The organism is Pseudomonas sp. MBLB4123, from assembly GCF_051904775.1.
In the GTDB taxonomy this organism is placed as follows: domain Bacteria; phylum Pseudomonadota; class Gammaproteobacteria; order Pseudomonadales; family Pseudomonadaceae; genus Aquipseudomonas; species Aquipseudomonas benzenivorans_B.
In genome coordinates this window covers 1,603,005-1,618,583 of the sequence record NZ_CP196711.1, presented here as the reverse complement: position 1 = coordinate 1,618,583, position 15,579 = coordinate 1,603,005, and the positions used below count along the sequence as shown (strand labels likewise).

Genomic DNA, 15,579 nt, shown 5'->3' with positions numbered 1-15,579 from the left:
GCTTGCCTCCTGTCGATGCTTTGGCCGCACCGGCCATTGAAGCCGGCGGGGCTTTTCTGCAGTCTAAGCCGGCCTTCGGGCCGGGCCAGTGACATTGAGTGCCAGTTTAGTACCCTTGCGTCGCCGGCCCGTTGGGAGTGTCATCCACAGCCTAATAAGAAAAACGCCATGAGCGAACGCACTACCTCGTCGAGCTGGGCCCTGGGCATCGTCCAGGCGCTGGAAATGGGCGGTGTCGACTGCCGGACACTCTTTCTTGAGCTGGGGTTGGACTATGCCGCCCTGCAGGACCCCGACGCCCGCTTCGCGCAAGACGGCATGACCCGATTGTGGCAGCGTGCGGTCGAGCTGTCGGGTAATCCGGCGATCGGCTTGAACATGGCCAAGGTGGTACGTCCCGCGTCGTTTCACGTGGTCGGCTATGCGCTGATGTCCAGCCGCACACTGAAGGAGGGGCTGACGCGCCTGGTGCGCTACCAGCGGATCATCGCCGAGGGCGCCGACCTGAGCTTTCGTCCGACCCCCCGGGGCTACGAGCTGGTGCTGGCGATCCATGGTGATCGCCTGCCGCCGGCGCGTCAGAGTGCCGAAGCCTCGCTGGCCTATGCCCTGGCGTTCTGCCGCTGGATGACCGGCAAGCCGCTGCGCCCGCAGCAGATCCTGTTCCAGGGCGATCCGCCGGCCGACCTGCAGCCGTTCGAACAGGTGTTCCAGGCTCCGCTTAGGTTCAATGCGGCGCACTACGCCCTGCTGTTCGAGCGGGCGGATCTGGACACGCCACTGCCGACTGCCAACGAAGCGCTGGCGCAGTTGCACGACAGGTTTGCCGGTGAATACCTGGCGCGTTTTTCGGAGAGCCGGGTGACCCATCTGGCCCGTCAGGTACTGTGTCGCCAACTACCCCAGGGCGAGCCCAAGCGTGAGGCGGTGGCCCAGGCGCTGCACCTGTCGCAGCGCACCCTGCAGCGGCGCTTGCAGGAGGAGGGCACCAGCTTCCAGCAGCTGCTCGACGACACTCGCCGCGAACTGGCCGAGCAGTACCTCGGCCAGCCCAACCTGACCCTGCTGGAGATTGCCTATTTGCTGGGGTTCGCCGACCCGAGCAACTTCTTTCGCGCCTTCCGTCGTTGGTTCGCTCGCACCCCCGGCGAATACCGCGCCCGTCTCTAATCCTCTGGGGGCGTCAGTGGCGCCAGAAAGACGGCATCAGCAGCACCAGCACGGTGAGGATCTCCAGGCGACCGAGCAGCATGCCCAGGGTCAGCAGCCATTTGGCGATGTCCGGTAACGGGGCGTAGTTGCCGGACGGGCCGATGATCGGCCCCATGCCCGGGCCCACGCCGGAGACGGCGCTGGCGGCGCCGCTCAGCGCGGTGATCCAGTCCAGGTCGCAGAGGGTCAGGGCCAGGGCCAGGGCGGCGATGGTGATGGTGAAGAAGAAGGAGAAGGTCAGGATCGAGCGGACGATGTCCTCGTCCAGGCGGTGCATGTTGTATTGCTGCTTGATCACCGCGCGCGGGTGCACCAGCTGCTGCAGGTTGGCCTTGAGCAGTACGTAGGCGACCTGGAAGCGGAAGATCTTCAGGCCGCCGGCGGTGGAACCGGAGCAGCCGCCGATGAAGCCCAGATAGAAGAACAGCATGCCGGCGAAGCCGCCCCACAGGGTGTAATCGCCCACGGCGAAGCCGCTGGTGGTCATGATCGAGGTGCTGTTGACCGCCACATGGCGGACGGCCTCCAGCCAATGCAGCTCGCTGGTCAGGCAGTACCAGGTGCCGAGGGCGAGCCAGGTGAACAGTAGGATGGAAAGAAAGCCCTGCACCTGCTGGTCCCTGAGCAGGGCACGGTAGTGGCCGCGCAGGGTCGAGACGTACAGTGCGAACGGCAGGCTGCCGAGGATCATCACCACCACCGCCACCCAATGCACCGCCGGCTGGCTCCAGTTGCCCAGGGAGCGGTCGGAGGTGGAGAAGCCGCCGGTGGCGATGGCGGACATGGCGTGGTTGATCGCGTCGAACAGGCCCATGCCGGCCAGCCAGAAGGCGAGAGCGCTGAGTAGGCTCAGGCCGAGATAGGCGGCGATCATGTATTTGGCGACCATGTGCGAGCGCGGCATGACTTTTTCCGAGCGATCCGAGGACTCGGTCTGGAACAGGCGCATACCGCCGATGCGCAGCATCGGCAGGATCGCCACGGCCATGGCGATGAAGCCGATGCCGCCGAGCCACTGCAGCAGCGAGCGCCAGATCAGGATGCCCGGCGACATGCTGTCCAGTCCGCTGAGCACGGTGGCGCCCGTGGTGGTAATGCCGGACATGCTCTCGAAGAAGGCGTCGGTGTAGCTGATGTGCTGGGTGAACATGAAGGGAATGGCGGCGAACACGCAGACCAGCAGCCAGCTCGACACGGTCAGCATGTACATGTCGCGCGGGCGCAGCTGGGTATCTTTCGGGCGGCCCTGGGCGACCATGGCCAGGCCGGCGACGAAGGTGATCAGGCTCGACCAGAGAAAGGCGTTGAGCTCGTGGGCGCGCTCGAAGACCAGCAGGGTGAGCATCGGCACGACCATGCTGATGGCCAGGGTGATCAGAAAGATGCCGTTGATGAACGCGATGACTCGTAGGGTCGGCAAGGCCATGAAATGGGCTCGGGCTGGTGACGTCAAAGGGCGCCATTCTACCCCTGTCGTGAGCGCAATACAGCCGCCAGCATGCCGCGCTTTACAAGTGCTCGGCGCTGCATAGAATAGCGCGCCAGGTGCCGGCCCTTGCCGGTTTCTGAGCCCTCTAAAATCATGTCGAATGCTAATCCTTGCCTTACGTGCGGCGCCTGCTGCGCGCATTTTCGTGTGTCTTTCTTCTGGGGTGAGTGCCAGTCGGCCGGCGGTTTGGTGCCGGATGAGCAGGTAATCCAGGTCACCCCGCACCGGGTCGCCATGCGCGGCACCGAGGCCAAGCCGGCGCGCTGCGTCGCCCTGCTCGGCGATGTCGGCCAGGGCGTGCGCTGCACCCTGTACGAGCAGCGCTCCAGCCCCTGCCGCGAGTTCGAGGCATCCTGGGCCAACGGCGAACACAACCCGCGCTGCGACGATGCCCGCCGCGCCCATGGTCTGCCGCCGCTGACTCCGCCGCTGCAGCCGAGTGTGTCGCCGGAGCGCGTGGCCTAAGCGTCAGCCCGCAGTTTTTCCCCAACGGGCGGGGCCGTGCCTCTAGAATTGCCGCTTCTTTTCTTCTGGAGGTGGCCGATGGATGCGCTCGATGCCCTGCTTAACCGTGTTTCCGCGCCGCGTTTGCGGGCGCCCGGACCCGACGCGGCCCAGCGTGAGCTGTTGTTCCGCGCCGCGCTGCGGGCGCCGGATCATGCCCTGCTGCGGCCCTGGCGCTTTCTGACCGTCGAGGGCGACGCGCGCGAGCAGCTGGGTGAACTGTTTGCCCAGGCGCTGCTGGCGCGCAGCGCCGATGCCGGCGAGGAGGCCCTGGCCAAGGCGCGGGCCATGCCGCTGCGTGCCCCCTTGCTGGTGGTGGTGATCGCACGGCTGCAGGAGCACCCCAAGGTGCCGCCCCAGGAGCAGGTGATCGCCGCCGGTTGCGCGGCCCACGCCATCCTGCTCGCCGCCCATGTCCAGGGCATCGGCGCGGTCTGGCGCACCGGCGAGATGGCCTATGACCCCAGGGTCGCCGCAGGCCTTGGGCTGAGTGCCGATGAGCAAATCGTCGGCTTCCTCTACATGGGCACCCCGGAGCGCGAGCTGCGCACGCCGGCAGCGGTGCAGGTGGCGGACTTCGTCAGCGCCTGGCCGGCTTGATCCACGCCTGCGCCGGGCCTGCGCGCCACTAGGCGCCGGCCGCGGCGTTCGGTGGCAGCCGCAGGCTGGCGCTGAAGCCGCCTGCCGGGCGGTTCTCCAGCAGCAGCCGCCCGCCATGCCGCTCGGCGGCACGGCGGGCGATGGCCAGGCCCAGGCCGTGCCCCGGTGCGCTCTGGCCGGGGGCGCGGTAGAAGGGCTCGCCCAGCTGTCTCAGGTGTTCGACGGCGACCCCCGGTCCCTTGTCGCGTACGGTGATGCACAGTTCGCCTGCTTCCTGTGTCGCGCTGAGTTCGATCGGCTGCCCGGCCGGGTTGAAGCGCAGGGCGTTGCGCAGCAGGTTGTCGACCGCGCGTTCGAGCATGTCCGGCCAGCCGCGCAGCTGGGCGTCGGTCGCTACTCGGACGCTGATTCGTTGTTGCGGGGCGCTGAGCCGCGCGTCTTCCTCCAGCTTGCGCAGCAGGGCGCCCAGGTCGATCGGCTGGGCGGGACCGGGGTCGGCGTCGAGGCGGGCGAGGGCCAGTATCTCGTCGATCAGGGCCTCCAGGCGGTCGCAGTCCTGGGCCAGGCGTGGCCAGAGCTTCTCCCGCTCTGCGGGTTGCGCGCGTTCGGCCAGGGCCAGGGCGACGCGCAGGCGAGCCAGGGGCGAGCGCAGTTCGTGGGAGACGTCGCGCAGCAGTTGCCGTTGGCTGCCGATCAGCCCCTGCAGGCGTGCGCCCATGCGGTTGAAATCGCGGGCCAGCACGCCCAGCTCGTCGTGGCGGCGGGCCAGGCGGGCCAGGCTGTTTTGCTGATAGGCGGTTTGTCCCAGGTCATGCACCGCCCCGCGCAGGCGATTCAGAGGGCGGGTGATCGACAGGGTCAGCAACAGGCTGGTGAGGGTCAGCACCACCAGGGCGATGCCCAGTGCGCTGAGTGGCCAGAGCAGGCTGCCGCGGTGCCAGGCGAGCAGCTCCGGGTGGGGAATGCGGTAGATGAACAGGTAGCTTTCGCCGCTCCGGGGGCTGCTGTACTCGGCGCTCAGGCGGCGCCAGGGCAGGCGTCGGTCATGCGCCTGGCGTGCCTCCAGGGCCGCGGCACGGCGTGGGAAGGTGCCTTTGACCAGAGGCTGGCCGTTGTCGCCGAGCACCTGGACGTGAACGCGGAAGGCTTTGCGCCGTTGTTCCAGAAACGCCTGGGCGGCGTCGGCGCCTTGCTGTTCGTAGTGCCGGGTCCAGGTCTCGGCCAGGCCGTCCAGGGCCGGGTGCTGGCTGAGAATCCAGGCATCCTGATTCAGTGCACGGCCCAGGAGCATGGACAGGCCGGCCACCAGGGCGGCGGCCAACCAGAAACTGGCGAAGATCCGCCAGAACAATGAGCGCACGATGACTCCTCGATCAAGTGACAGCCCCATCGAGTCGGGAGGACGGGGCTGTGGCAGTTCTACTCGGCCTTCTTCGCCTGTTCGTCTTTCCAGGCCTTGAAGGCCTCGCGCTCGGCGCGTCGCTCTTCCCTCTTCTTCAGCTGTTCGTCGAAGGCTTTGCGTTGTTCGGGCTTGAGCAGGGCGCGCATGGCGCTGTGCTGCTGTTGCTTGGCGGCCTGCAGCTCGTCCTGCATGGCCTTGCGCTCGGCGGCGGGCAGCTTGTCGAGGTAGCGCTGGGTGATGGCGTGGCGGTTCTTCATCTGCTCGCCCATCAACTTGCGCATCTCGCGCTGTTGCGCCTTGCTCAGGTCCAGTTCGTGGAACATTCGCATCTGGTGTTCGCCACCGTGGCGCGGGCCTCCTTCGGGCATGGCCAGGGCCAGGGTCGGTAGGGACAGTGCGAGCAGCGCGGCGGTGATTGTCTTGCGCATCATGGATCTCCTGAGTCTGGGAACCGGCCGGTTGCCGGATGAGCCCAGTCTAGGGCGGGCAAGGTCAAGGGCGGTCAGGCCAGGGTAAAGCCTGGGTAAAGACGCTGCCGGCCAGGTATGCGGCCGTCCCTTCAGGCGTTGTAGTAATAGCCGCGGCCACGCAGGGCGAGAATGCGCGGGCGTCCGTCCGGGTGAGGGCCGAGCTTCTTGCGCAGATTGCTGACGTGCATGTCCAGGCTGCGGTCGTAGAGCGTCAATTTGCGGCCCAGGGCCAGTTGCGCCAGCTCCTGCTTGTCGACCGATTCGCCCGGTTGTTGCAGCAGGGCTTCGAGCACACGACTTTCGGAGAGCGTCAGGGCGACTTCGTGCTCGCCGATGCTGGCCACCCCGCGGGCCTGGCTGAAGCGCAGGTCGCCCAGCTCCAACTGGCTGGCAACTGCCGGGGGCGAGCTGCGTCGCAGCACGGCACGCAGGCGGGCGGTGAGTTCGCGGGGGTCGCAGGGTTTGGCCAGGTAATCGTCGGCCCCGAGTTCCAGGCCGAGAATCCGGTCCAGCGGCTCGCCGCGGGCGGACAGCATGAGGACCGGCAGCTCAGGATGTTCGCCGCGCAGTTGCTTGAGCAGTTCCAGGCCGCTGCCGTCGGGCAGCATCACATCGAGCACCACCGCGTCCGGACGCTGGTCGCTCAGGGCCTGGCGGGCGCCGTTGCCGTCATGGCAGGCCCTGACTTGGAAGCCTTCCTGGGTCAGCCAGCTGGCCAGCAGTTCGCACAGTTCGATGTCGTCATCGATCAACAGCAGCTCATTCATGGGGCTTCAATTGATCCATTCGCGGCGGGTGCGACGATTGCCCCTGAGCAGCGCGCCGATGAGCACCCCGAGCAGTCCCGCTCCGGCGCCGATGGCAAACCAGGTTTGCTGCTCGCTGAGCAAGTGCGTCGGCGACTCGGCCTGGACTTTCTTGAGCTGCAGCTTGAGGCGCTGGTTCTCCTGGCGCAGACGGCGCAGCTGCGCCGATTCCCGCTCGCCGTTGTTGGCCTGCAACTCGGCCTTCAGCGCCTCGCGCTGCTGCTCGCTGGCCGCCAGGCGCTGCTCCAGGGTTTGCAGCTGTGCCTGCACGGCCTCGGCTTGGGGCAGGGGCTGCCCGGCCTCTTCCTCGGCATGCAGGTGCAAGGGCGCTAGCCATAGGGTAAAGAGCAACGGTTTAAGGCCTGGGCGCATCGGAACTCCTATTTCCTGACGGATATCGGCGTGCAGCGTGGCTGTTGTTCTGCTTACGGCAGGACCAACTTGAAGGGCTTGACCTGCACCGAGGCATACACGCCGGCGGCGCGGTAGGGATCGGCGTCGGCCCAGCTCTGTGCCGCGTTGAGGGAGTCGAACTCGGCGACGATCAGGCTGCCGGTGAAGCCGGCGGGGCCCGGATCGTTGCTGTCGATCGCCGGATGCGGGCCGGCGAGGACCAGGCGGCCTTCCTGCTTCAGCTGCTCCAGCCGCGCGAGGTGGGCGGGGCGGGCGGCCAGGCGGTTCTCCAGGGAGTTTTCGACGTCGGTGGCGATAATGGCGTAGAGCATTTCGGGTCCTTGTTGGCGTCTGGCGAACTGGCCGACAGGTGCAGCTTGCAGGCAGTTGGCGGCGATGGGGCGAGTCGAGGAAATGTCGCGTTGTGGCGGCGCAAGCCGGCAGGTGACGGCATAATAACAAACATAAATATTCGGAAAATGCTCCTATGGAAGTTGATTTGCACTGCCACAGCACGGCCTCCGACGGCGCACTGGCGCCTGCCGTGCTGGTCGCTCGGGCGCATGAGCGGGGCGTCAGGCTGCTCGCCTTGACCGACCATGACACCCTCGAAGGGCTGGCTGAAGCGCGCGCGGCCGCACAATCCCTGGATATGCACCTGGTCAGCGGCATCGAGCTGTCCTGCACCTGGGGCGGGGCAACCATCCATGTGCTGGGGTATGCCTTCGACTGCGACGCGCCGGCCCTGTGTCAGGCGATTGCCGACCTGCATCAGGGGCGCTGGCTGCGTGCCGAGGAAATTGCCAGGCGCCTGGAGGCCAAGGGCATGCCGGGTGCCCTGGAGGGCGCGCGGGCGGTGCAGCAGGCGTTGGGGGACAGCGGCAACGCCCCGGCCCGCCCGCATTTCGCCGAGTTTCTGGTGCGCGCCGGGCACGTCAAGGATCGTGCCGAGGCCTTTCGCAAGTGGCTCGGCTCGGGCAAATTGGGCGACGTCAAACAGCACTGGCCGACCCTGGTCGAGGCCGTCGACACCCTGCGCCAGGCCGGCGCCTGGATCAGCCTGGCACACCCGTGGCACTACGACTTTACTCGTAGTAAGCGGCGCAAGCTGATTGCCGATTTCGTCCAGGCCGGCGGTCATGCGTTGGAGGTGGTCAATGGCATGCAACCGGCCGAGCAGGTGGGCAGCCTGGCGATCCTGGCCCGTGAATTCGGTCTGCTGGTGAGCGCCGGCAGCGATTTCCATGCACCTGGCGAGTGGTCGGAGCTGGGGATGTACCGTCCCGTTCCGCAAGACCTCCCGCCCCTTTGGGCGCGTTTTCGAAATGTCCAGCAGTCTGCCGCAATCTGAACAGGGAGTTAGTGTGAGTCAATTTTTCCAGGTTCACCCGGAAAACCCGCAGTTGCGCCTGATCAGGCAGGCGGTGGAGATCATCAGGGCGGGCGGCGTGGTGATCTACCCGACCGACTCCTGTTATGCGGTTGGCTGCCGTATCGGCGACAAGAACGCACTGGAGCGCATCCGCCGCCTGCGCCAGCTCGACGACAAGCACAATTTCACCCTGTTGTGCCGCGACCTGTCCCAGCTCAGCCTGTTCGCCAAGGTCGACACCGGCGCCTTTCGCTTGCTGAAGAACCATACCCCGGGCCCCTACACCTTCATCCTCAATGCCACCCGCGAGGTGCCGCGCATGTTGCTGCACCCCAAGCGCCGTACCATTGGTCTGCGTGTGCCGGGTGATCCGATCGCCCTGGCGCTGCTGGAGGAATTCGGCGAGCCGCTGATGAGTATCAGCCTGATACTCCCGGGCGATACGCTGCCGCTGAGCGATCCCCATGAGATGCGCCAGATTCTCGAGCATCAGGTCGACCTGATCATCGACGGCGGCGTTGGCGGGCTGGAGGCATCGACCGTGGTCAGCCTGCTCGAGGACGAGGCACAGGTGCTGCGCATAGGCTGCGGCGACCCGAAGCCGTTCGTCGAGGACTAGTGCCGGTGGTGTACGCCAGTAGGCGCGCGGCACTTTACGCGGACCGTTCAGCCGGTGTTCAGAGAATCAACACCACCAGAATCGCCACCAGCAAGATGATGATCACATCGCTGCCGCTCAGCGCACCGCCGGCCGGCAATGCATCGATCCGTTGGACGAGGCTGGCTGCCTCTGCGGGGGTCAGTGCATCGACCCGCTTGCGCGCCTCTACGGCAGGCACATCCATGGCTTGCAGTTGTTCGGCGACGTCGTGGCGATCGAGAAACTGCCGAAGTGCGTCGCGATCGGCCGGGTCGGTTTGTGCGGCAAGGACTTCGGCGGTGCCGATCATCTGCGCATGGGCCGGCATCTGCAGGGCGGCGCCTAGACAGGCGACAAGGAAGGCGAGCCCCAAGGTCTTGGCGAAGATTTTCATGCGATTCTCCCAGGGCGGGATGGTAGCCGCAGGCAGCCGCCTGGGGCTGTGCGGAGAGCTGCCCGCGCGCCTCACTGCATGCGCCAGACGGCATCGTAATTTGGACAGATGCGCCGGTCGGCCGGTTCCCGCGTCCTTGGTTTCGTTGTGGCCTTCGGCCCCGCTATACTTCGCGCCTTTGTGGGAACCTTCAGGTAAACCGGTTTGAGCCTTGTTGACTCCGAGCGCCGCGTGCTGTCCGGCATGCGCCCCAGTGGCCGTTTGCACCTCGGCCACTATCACGGTGTGCTGAAGAACTGGGTCAAGTTGCAGCACGCCTACGAATGCTATTTCTGCATCGTCGACTGGCATGCGCTCACCACCGACTACGAACAGGTCGGCCAGCTCTCCCAGCATGTCATGGACATGGCGGTGGACTGGCTGGCCGCCGGTGTCAGCCCCAGCTCCGCGACCCTGTTCATCCAGTCCCAAGTGCCCGAGCACGCCGAACTGCATCTGCTGCTGTCGATGATCTGCCCGCTCAGCTGGTTGGAGCGGGTGCCGTCCTACAAGGAACAGCAGGAGCAACCCCGGGGCAAGGACCTCGGCACCTACGGCTTCCTCGGCTACCCCCTGCTGCAGGCGGCGGACATCCTGCTGTACCGCGCCGGTGTGGTGCCGGTCGGCGCCGACCAGGTGGCGCACATCGAGTTCGCCCGCGAGGTGGCGCGGCGTTTCAACCATCTCTACGGCCGCGAGCCGGGTTTCGAGGACAAGGCCGAGGCGGCCATCGGCAAGCTCGGCAAGAAGACCGCGACGCTGTACAACAACCTGCGCAAGGCCTTCCAGCAGCAGGGCGATGTCGAGGCCCTGGAGACCGCCCGGGCGCTGCTCAAGGAGCAGCAGACCATCACCCTGGGCGACAAGGAGCGCCTGTTCGGCTACCTGGAGGGCGGCGGCAAGGTGCTGCTGCCCGAGCCCCAGGCCCTGCTCGGCGAAGCGCCGAAGCTGCCGGGACTGGATGGCGGCAAGATGTCCAACAGCAACGGCAACGCGATTTTCCTGCGCGACAGCGCCGTCGAGGTGGAGGAGAAGATCCGCCGCATGCCGACCGACCCGGCCCGGGTGCACCGCAGCGACCCCGGCAACCCGGCGCACTGCCCGGTGTGGCCCCTGCATCAGGTGTACTCCAGCGAGCAGACCTGCGAGTGGGTGCAGCAGGGCTGCACGAGTGCGGGGATCGGCTGCCTGGAGTGCAAGGGGCCGTTGATCGAAGCGGTGCAGGAGGAACTGAAGCCGCTGCAGGCGCGCGCCGTGGATTACCAGAGCGACCTCGATCTGGTCCGCCGCATCCTCGCCGAGGGCGCCGAGCGCGCGCGCAACGAGGCGCGCGAGACCCTGGCCGAAGTGCGTCTGGCCATGGGCCTGAACTACCGCTGAGTCGATTCTGCCCATGAACCCAGCGCCGCCCGATGAACCCGCCGATAGCCAGGCCGGCGCCCAGCAGGAGTTGCCGTTCGCCCTGGTCTATGGCCAGGCCGTCACCGAGCTGCCTCTGGACCTGTATATCCCGCCGGATGCGCTGGAGGTCTTCCTCGAGGCCTTCGAGGGGCCCCTGGACCTGCTGCTGTACCTGATCCGCAAGCAGAACATCGACGTGCTGGACATTCCGGTGGCGGAGATCACCCGGCAGTACATGGGCTATGTCGAGCTGATGCAGTCGGTGCGCCTGGAGCTGGCCGCCGAATACCTGGTGATGGCCGCCATGCTCGCGGAGATCAAGTCGCGCATGCTGCTGCCGCGCTCCAGCGAGGCGCAGGAAGACGAAGAGGACCCGCGCGCCGAGCTGATCCGCCGCCTGCAGGAGTACGAGCGCTACAAGGCCGCGGCCGAGGGGCTCGACCTGTTGCCGCGGGTCGGCCGCGATCACACGGTGCCGCATCTGGAGGCGCCCCAGGCGCGGGCGCGCAAGCTGCTGCCGGACGTCAGCCTGGAAGAGCTGCTGCTGTCGATGGCCGAGGTGTTGCGGCGGGCCGACATGTTCGAGAGCCACCAGGTGACCCGCGAGGCGCTGTCCACCCGCGAGCGCATGAGCGAGGTACTCGAGCGCCTCAAGGGCGGCGCCTTCGTGCCCTTCGTCGAGCTGTTCGCCGCGGAGGAGGGGCGTCTGGGGGTGGTGGTGACCTTCATGGCGGTGCTCGAGCTGATCAAGGAATCCCTGGTCGAGCTGGTGCAGAATGAGGCCTTCGGGCCTATCCACGTACGTGCGCGAGCCGAATGACATGAACCTGAGCGATCCCCGCGAACTGGCCGGCCTGCTGGAAGCCTTCCTCCTGGCCTCCGGCAAGCCGCAATCCCTGGAGCGTCTGTGCGAGCTGTTCGAGGAGCGCGAACGGCCGCCCTCGACGGTGTTCAGGGAGGCCCTGGAGCTGCTGCGGCAGTCCTGCGAGGGACGTGCCTTCGAGCTCAAGGAGGTGGCCTCGGGTTACCGCCTGCAGGTGCGCGAGCGCTTCGCCCCCTGGGTCGGCCGTTTGTGGGAGGAGCGCCCGCAGCGCTATTCCCGGGCCATGCTGGAGACCCTGGCGCTGATCGCCTACCGCCAGCCGATCACCCGCGGCGAGATCGAGGATGTGCGCGGGGTGGCGGTCAACAGCCAGATCGTCAAGACCCTGCTGGAGCGCGAGTGGATCCGCGTGGTCGGCCATCGCGACGTGCCGGGCCGGCCTGCAATGTTTGCGACCACCAAGGCCTTTCTCGACCATTTCAACCTCAAGAGCCTCGACGAGCTACCGCCGCTGGCGGCGCTACGCGAACTGGAGCCCGAGCCGCTGCCCTTGGACGATGATCCGGCGGTGCCGGCCGGGCTGCAGGCACGTGCCGACCTGGCGGCGGCCGATGCGCCGGCCGGCGAGGCGCGCGGGGAAACCAGCTTCGGCAGCCTGCTGGCCGAGCTGGACGCCATGGAGCAGGGGCTCAAGAGCGATTTCGACGACTTGCCGGAAGCCGGTTCGGACGGCGTTCCGCAAGAACTAGAGGAGCCGGCGGACGAAGCCGATCTCGGCGGGCGTTGAGCGCGGCAGCGGCCTCGGCTCGGCGCTCGTTGGAAAACCGACGGGCAGTCGCCCTGCGACCAGTCTCAGTCCGTGCGCGCGGCCGGCGAACGGCGTATCATGCGCGCCCCTTCGACGACATGCCGTCGTCCCTCACTAGAGAAACACCGGGAGGTGCCCAGATGAGTGAAGCCGAACAACATAGCCCCGCTGGCGAGAAGCTGCAGAAGGTCCTGGCCCGCATGGGCCTGGCCTCGCGCCGGGAAATCGAGGCCTGGATCGAGCAGGGCCGGGTCAAGGTCAATGGCGTCACCGCCAGCCTCGGCGCGCGGGTCGACCTGCATGATGCCATCGCCGTCGATGGTCGGCTGATCAAGCGCGAAGAGGCCGCGGAGAGCGTGCGCCGCGTGCTGATCTACAACAAGCCCGATGGCGAAATCTGCACCCGCGACGATCCCGAGGGCCGGCCGACCGTGTTCGACCGCCTGCCGCGACCGAAGGACGGACGCTGGATCAATATCGGCCGCCTCGACATCAATACCACCGGTCTGCTGATGTTCACCACCGACGGTGAGCTGGCCAATCGCCTGATGCATCCCTCCTATCAAATGGACCGCGAGTATGCCGTGCGCGTGCGCGGCGAGGTCGACGAGGAGATGCTCGAGCGGTTGAAGGCCGGGGTGATGCTCGAGGACGGTCCGGCCAAGTTCACCGACATCAAGGAGGCGCCGGGGGGAGAGGGCTTCAATCACTGGTATCACTGTGTGGTGATGGAAGGGCGCAACCGCGAGGTGCGCCGCCTGTGGGAGTCCCAGGGGCTGGTGGTCAGCCGCCTGAAGCGGGTGCGCTTCGGTCCGGTGTTCCTGACCTCCGACCTGACCATGGGGCGCTGGCGGGAAATGAGCCAGCGCGAGGTGGACATCCTCAGCGCAGAGGTCGGCCTCAAGCCCCAGGCCTTGCCGCAGATGAAGGAGAAGGTGCGCGACAAGCTCGACCGCCTGCAGCGCAAATCGGCCAAGCCGGTCGGCCGCGGCGAGCGTCAGCCGCGTACCCTGCGCCCGGCCCATGGCGGGCCGGCCGAGGCCGAGTCGAGCCGCTCCGGGCGGAGCACGCCGGTGGCCGAGCGTCCTCAGGACGTGCGCAAGAAGCGCCCGGGCGTGGAGCTGGCCGAGCGCCCGGCCCGCAAGCCAGCGGCGGCGCCGAGCAAGCGTCGCGGTCAGCCGGCCGGAGAGGGTCAGCGTCCGGGGTCCGGCCGCGGTAGCCGCAAGCCGCAGTAAGCGGGCGGTCGCGGCAAAAAGGGGCTCATCGAGCCCCTTTTTTCGTTTCGGTCGTATCAGCCGGCCATGGTCAGGCGGTTGCGGCCGTCGCGCTTGGCGACATAGAGCGCGCTGTCGGCGCGGCGTAGCAGGCTGTCTGCCGCCTCGCCGGGCAGCAGGGTGGCGCAGCCGAGGCTGATCGACAGCTCGATGGGTCGCCCCTGGTCCAGGCACTGCAGTTCCAGCACGGCGTGGCGCAGGCGTTCGCCGATCATCCCGGCGGCCTCGCGAGGGGTGCCGGACAGCAGCACGAGGAACTCTTCGCCGCCATAGCGGAACACCATGTCGACGTTGCGCAGCTGATTCTTCAGGGTGGTGGCGACCGCCTTGAGGACTTCGTCGCCGACGCTGTGGCCATGCTTGTCGTTGACCTGCTTGAAGTGGTCGAGATCCAGCATCAGCAAGGACAGCGGCAACAGGTTGCGCCGCGCCAGCTCGACCTCGCGCGCCAGGGTCTGGTCCATGGCGATGCGGTTGCCGGTACCGGTCAGCGGGTCGCGCAGGGCATCCTGGATGGCCGCACGATAGAGCAGGGCATTGCGCAGGGGGAACAGCAGGCTGGCCAGCAGCGACTCCAGCTGAGCGAGCTCCTCGTCACTGAAGCGCAGCTTGCGACGGAACACCAGCTCGCCGAGGTACTCGCCGTCATGGCTGAGGCGGTAGGCGGCGGAGTGGCTGGCGCGTTCACCCAGTTCCAGGCGCAGGTCGCTGATCGGCTGCTGGTAGCTCAGGGCATCCAGGGGCACCAGGCGCTGCACGGCGGCGAAGAACAGCGACAGCACGCGCTCGGCGTCCAGGCTGGTCTGCAGCTGCAGGGCGAGCTGCTGGCGCAGTTGCGCCAGGTTGGTTCGGCGCAGGGGGCGGGTGTGCTGATTGGAAAAGCCCAGGCGCTTCAGCTTCGCTGCATCGAAATCTATGGTGTTGGTCTGGCTCGAAGGACCCATAAACGCTAAACCTCTGGCGCTTTAGTGCGTGGACAGAGGGGTAGGAGCGAATATCGTGCCAAAGGTTCATATTCGGCGGAAAAGCTTTTTAATTCAGGCCTTTATGCGTTGCGCATAAAGGCCATTGGCCGCTAATGGCTGTTTGCCATGATTATTTGGCGGCAATCCTCTGCCGGTGAGCGGCGATGCGCCAATTTTTTGCCGCCCTGGCGAGCGGCGAAGCCCTCATTGGGCGTCGAAGGCCTGACCGTTGACGCCGTTGCTGTCGGGCCCCATCAGGTACAGGTAGACCGGCATGATCGCCTCGGGCGCCGGGTTGCTCGCCGGGTTCTCCCCCGGGTAGGCCTGGGCCCGCATGTCGGTGCGGGTGGCGCCCGGGTTGACGCTGTTGGCGCGCACGCTGGCGATGCCGTCGAGTTCGTCGGCCAGCACCTGCATCAGGCCCTCGGTGGCGAACTTGGACACCGCGTAGGCGCCCCAGTAGGCGCGGCCCTTGCGCCCGACGCTGCTGGAGGTGAAGACCACCGAGGCGTCCGGGGCGAGCTTGAGCAGCGGCAGCAAGGTGCTGGTGAGCATGAAGGTGGCGTTGACGTTGACCTGCATCACGCGCATGAAGTTGTCGCCGGAGAGCTGCTCCAGCGGCGTGCGCGGGCCGATGATCGAGGCGTTGTGCAGCAGGCCGTCGAGCTTGCCGAACTCGCGCTCGATCATCGCCGCCAGCTCGTCGTACTGGTGCGGCAAGGCGGTTTCCAGGTTGAAGGGGATCACCGCGGGTTGCGGGTGGCCGGCCGCTTCTATGGCGTCGTAGACCTTGCTCAGGTGTTCTTCGGTCTTGCCCAGCAGCAGCACGGTGGCGCCATGGGCGGCGAAGGTCTGGGCGGCGGCGGCGCCGATCCCGCGGCCGGCGCCGGTGACCAGAATCACGCGATCCTTGAGCAGGTCGGGGCGGGCGGAATAGTCGAACATGGGGAAGCGCCTCGTTTATGCGTGGTAGTGGCTGAGTTTAGT

At 67.0% G+C, this 15,579-nt stretch carries 18 protein-coding genes; 9 read left to right on the top strand and 9 right to left on the bottom strand.

The window, feature by feature from the left end:
• Nucleotides 1-168: 168 nt before the first annotated feature.
• On the top strand, nt 169-1,170 hold the full coding sequence (locus ACSX1C_RS07515) for an AraC family transcriptional regulator (protein WP_439888913.1): 1,002 nt from the start codon (nt 169-171) through the stop codon (nt 1,168-1,170).
• A gap of 13 nt (nt 1,171-1,183) precedes the next feature.
• On the opposite strand, the gene ACSX1C_RS07510 is transcribed toward ACSX1C_RS07515, so the two are convergent.
• Nucleotides 1,184-2,638, bottom strand: a complete 1,455-nt coding sequence (locus ACSX1C_RS07510) for a TrkH family potassium uptake protein (protein ID WP_439888912.1) — start codon at nt 2,636-2,638, stop codon at nt 1,184-1,186.
• A 156-nt stretch (nt 2,639-2,794) separates the two neighbouring features.
• Between ACSX1C_RS07510 and ACSX1C_RS07505 the strand changes: the two genes are divergently transcribed.
• Nucleotides 2,795-3,166 (top strand): YkgJ family cysteine cluster protein, encoded by a 372-nt coding sequence (locus ACSX1C_RS07505; protein WP_439888911.1) that lies wholly within the window; start codon nt 2,795-2,797, stop codon nt 3,164-3,166.
• A gap of 78 nt (nt 3,167-3,244) precedes the next feature.
• The gene (locus ACSX1C_RS07500; RefSeq protein WP_439888910.1) at nt 3,245-3,805 is read left to right on the top strand and encodes a nitroreductase family protein; all 561 of its coding nucleotides are present in this window, start codon (nt 3,245-3,247) and stop codon (nt 3,803-3,805) included.
• 28 nt (nt 3,806-3,833) lie between these two features.
• On the opposite strand, the gene ACSX1C_RS07495 is transcribed toward ACSX1C_RS07500, so the two are convergent.
• The 5 genes from ACSX1C_RS07495 to ACSX1C_RS07475 all read right to left on the bottom strand — a co-directional run bounded on the left by ACSX1C_RS07495 (nt 3,834) and on the right by ACSX1C_RS07475 (nt 7,208).
• Nucleotides 3,834-5,165, bottom strand: a complete 1,332-nt coding sequence (locus tag ACSX1C_RS07495) for a HAMP domain-containing sensor histidine kinase (protein ID WP_439888909.1) — start codon at nt 5,163-5,165, stop codon at nt 3,834-3,836.
• A gap of 59 nt (nt 5,166-5,224) precedes the next feature.
• Nucleotides 5,225-5,635, bottom strand: coding sequence for a Spy/CpxP family protein refolding chaperone (locus ACSX1C_RS07490; RefSeq protein WP_439888908.1), 411 nt, complete (start codon nt 5,633-5,635; stop codon nt 5,225-5,227).
• Nucleotides 5,636-5,766: 131 nt separating this feature from the next.
• The gene (locus ACSX1C_RS07485; RefSeq protein ID WP_439888907.1) at nt 5,767-6,444 is read right to left on the bottom strand and encodes a response regulator transcription factor; all 678 of its coding nucleotides are present in this window, start codon (nt 6,442-6,444) and stop codon (nt 5,767-5,769) included.
• A 6-nt stretch (nt 6,445-6,450) separates the two neighbouring features.
• Nucleotides 6,451-6,855 (bottom strand): translation initiation factor 2, encoded by a 405-nt coding sequence (locus tag ACSX1C_RS07480; protein WP_439888906.1) that lies wholly within the window; start codon nt 6,853-6,855, stop codon nt 6,451-6,453.
• Nucleotides 6,856-6,908: 53 nt separating this feature from the next.
• On the bottom strand, nt 6,909-7,208 hold the full coding sequence (locus tag ACSX1C_RS07475) for a YciI family protein (RefSeq protein WP_318645921.1): 300 nt from the start codon (nt 7,206-7,208) through the stop codon (nt 6,909-6,911).
• Between the two features lie 155 nt (nt 7,209-7,363).
• On the opposite strand from ACSX1C_RS07475, the gene ACSX1C_RS07470 reads away from it, so the two are divergent.
• Nucleotides 7,364-8,227 (top strand): PHP domain-containing protein, encoded by an 864-nt coding sequence (locus ACSX1C_RS07470; protein ID WP_439888905.1) that lies wholly within the window; start codon nt 7,364-7,366, stop codon nt 8,225-8,227.
• A 13-nt stretch (nt 8,228-8,240) separates the two neighbouring features.
• Nucleotides 8,241-8,867 carry an L-threonylcarbamoyladenylate synthase gene (locus tag ACSX1C_RS07465; protein WP_318645923.1) on the top strand — a complete coding sequence of 209 codons (627 nt, stop codon included), beginning with the start codon at nt 8,241-8,243 and terminating at the stop codon, nt 8,865-8,867.
• Between the two features lie 58 nt (nt 8,868-8,925).
• Here the strand turns inward: ACSX1C_RS07465 and ACSX1C_RS07460 are convergent, their stop codons facing one another.
• On the bottom strand, nt 8,926-9,282 hold the full coding sequence (locus ACSX1C_RS07460) for a PA2779 family protein (RefSeq protein WP_439888904.1): 357 nt from the start codon (nt 9,280-9,282) through the stop codon (nt 8,926-8,928).
• Nucleotides 9,283-9,486: 204 nt separating this feature from the next.
• On the opposite strand from ACSX1C_RS07460, the gene ACSX1C_RS07455 reads away from it, so the two are divergent.
• From ACSX1C_RS07455 to rluB, 4 genes are all read left to right on the top strand, one after another.
• Nucleotides 9,487-10,701 carry a tryptophan--tRNA ligase gene (locus ACSX1C_RS07455; RefSeq protein ID WP_439888903.1) on the top strand — a complete coding sequence of 405 codons (1,215 nt, stop codon included), beginning with the start codon at nt 9,487-9,489 and terminating at the stop codon, nt 10,699-10,701.
• A gap of 142 nt (nt 10,702-10,843) precedes the next feature.
• Nucleotides 10,844-11,542, top strand: a complete 699-nt coding sequence (locus ACSX1C_RS07450; protein WP_318646320.1) for a segregation and condensation protein A — start codon at nt 10,844-10,846, stop codon at nt 11,540-11,542.
• 1 nt (nt 11,543) lies between these two features.
• Nucleotides 11,544-12,332, top strand: a complete 789-nt coding sequence (scpB, locus tag ACSX1C_RS07445; protein ID WP_439888902.1) for an SMC-Scp complex subunit ScpB — start codon at nt 11,544-11,546, stop codon at nt 12,330-12,332.
• A 161-nt stretch (nt 12,333-12,493) separates the two neighbouring features.
• Complete coding sequence (rluB, locus tag ACSX1C_RS07440; RefSeq protein WP_439888901.1) at nt 12,494-13,588, top strand: 23S rRNA pseudouridine(2605) synthase RluB; 1,095 nt, start codon at nt 12,494-12,496, stop codon at nt 13,586-13,588.
• Between the two features lie 56 nt (nt 13,589-13,644).
• Here the strand turns inward: rluB and ACSX1C_RS07435 are convergent, their stop codons facing one another.
• Complete coding sequence (locus tag ACSX1C_RS07435; RefSeq protein WP_439888900.1) at nt 13,645-14,571, bottom strand: GGDEF domain-containing protein; 927 nt, start codon at nt 14,569-14,571, stop codon at nt 13,645-13,647.
• A 225-nt stretch (nt 14,572-14,796) separates the two neighbouring features.
• The gene (locus tag ACSX1C_RS07430; RefSeq protein WP_318645929.1) at nt 14,797-15,537 is read right to left on the bottom strand and encodes a YciK family oxidoreductase; all 741 of its coding nucleotides are present in this window, start codon (nt 15,535-15,537) and stop codon (nt 14,797-14,799) included.
• Nucleotides 15,538-15,579 lie beyond the last annotated feature (42 nt).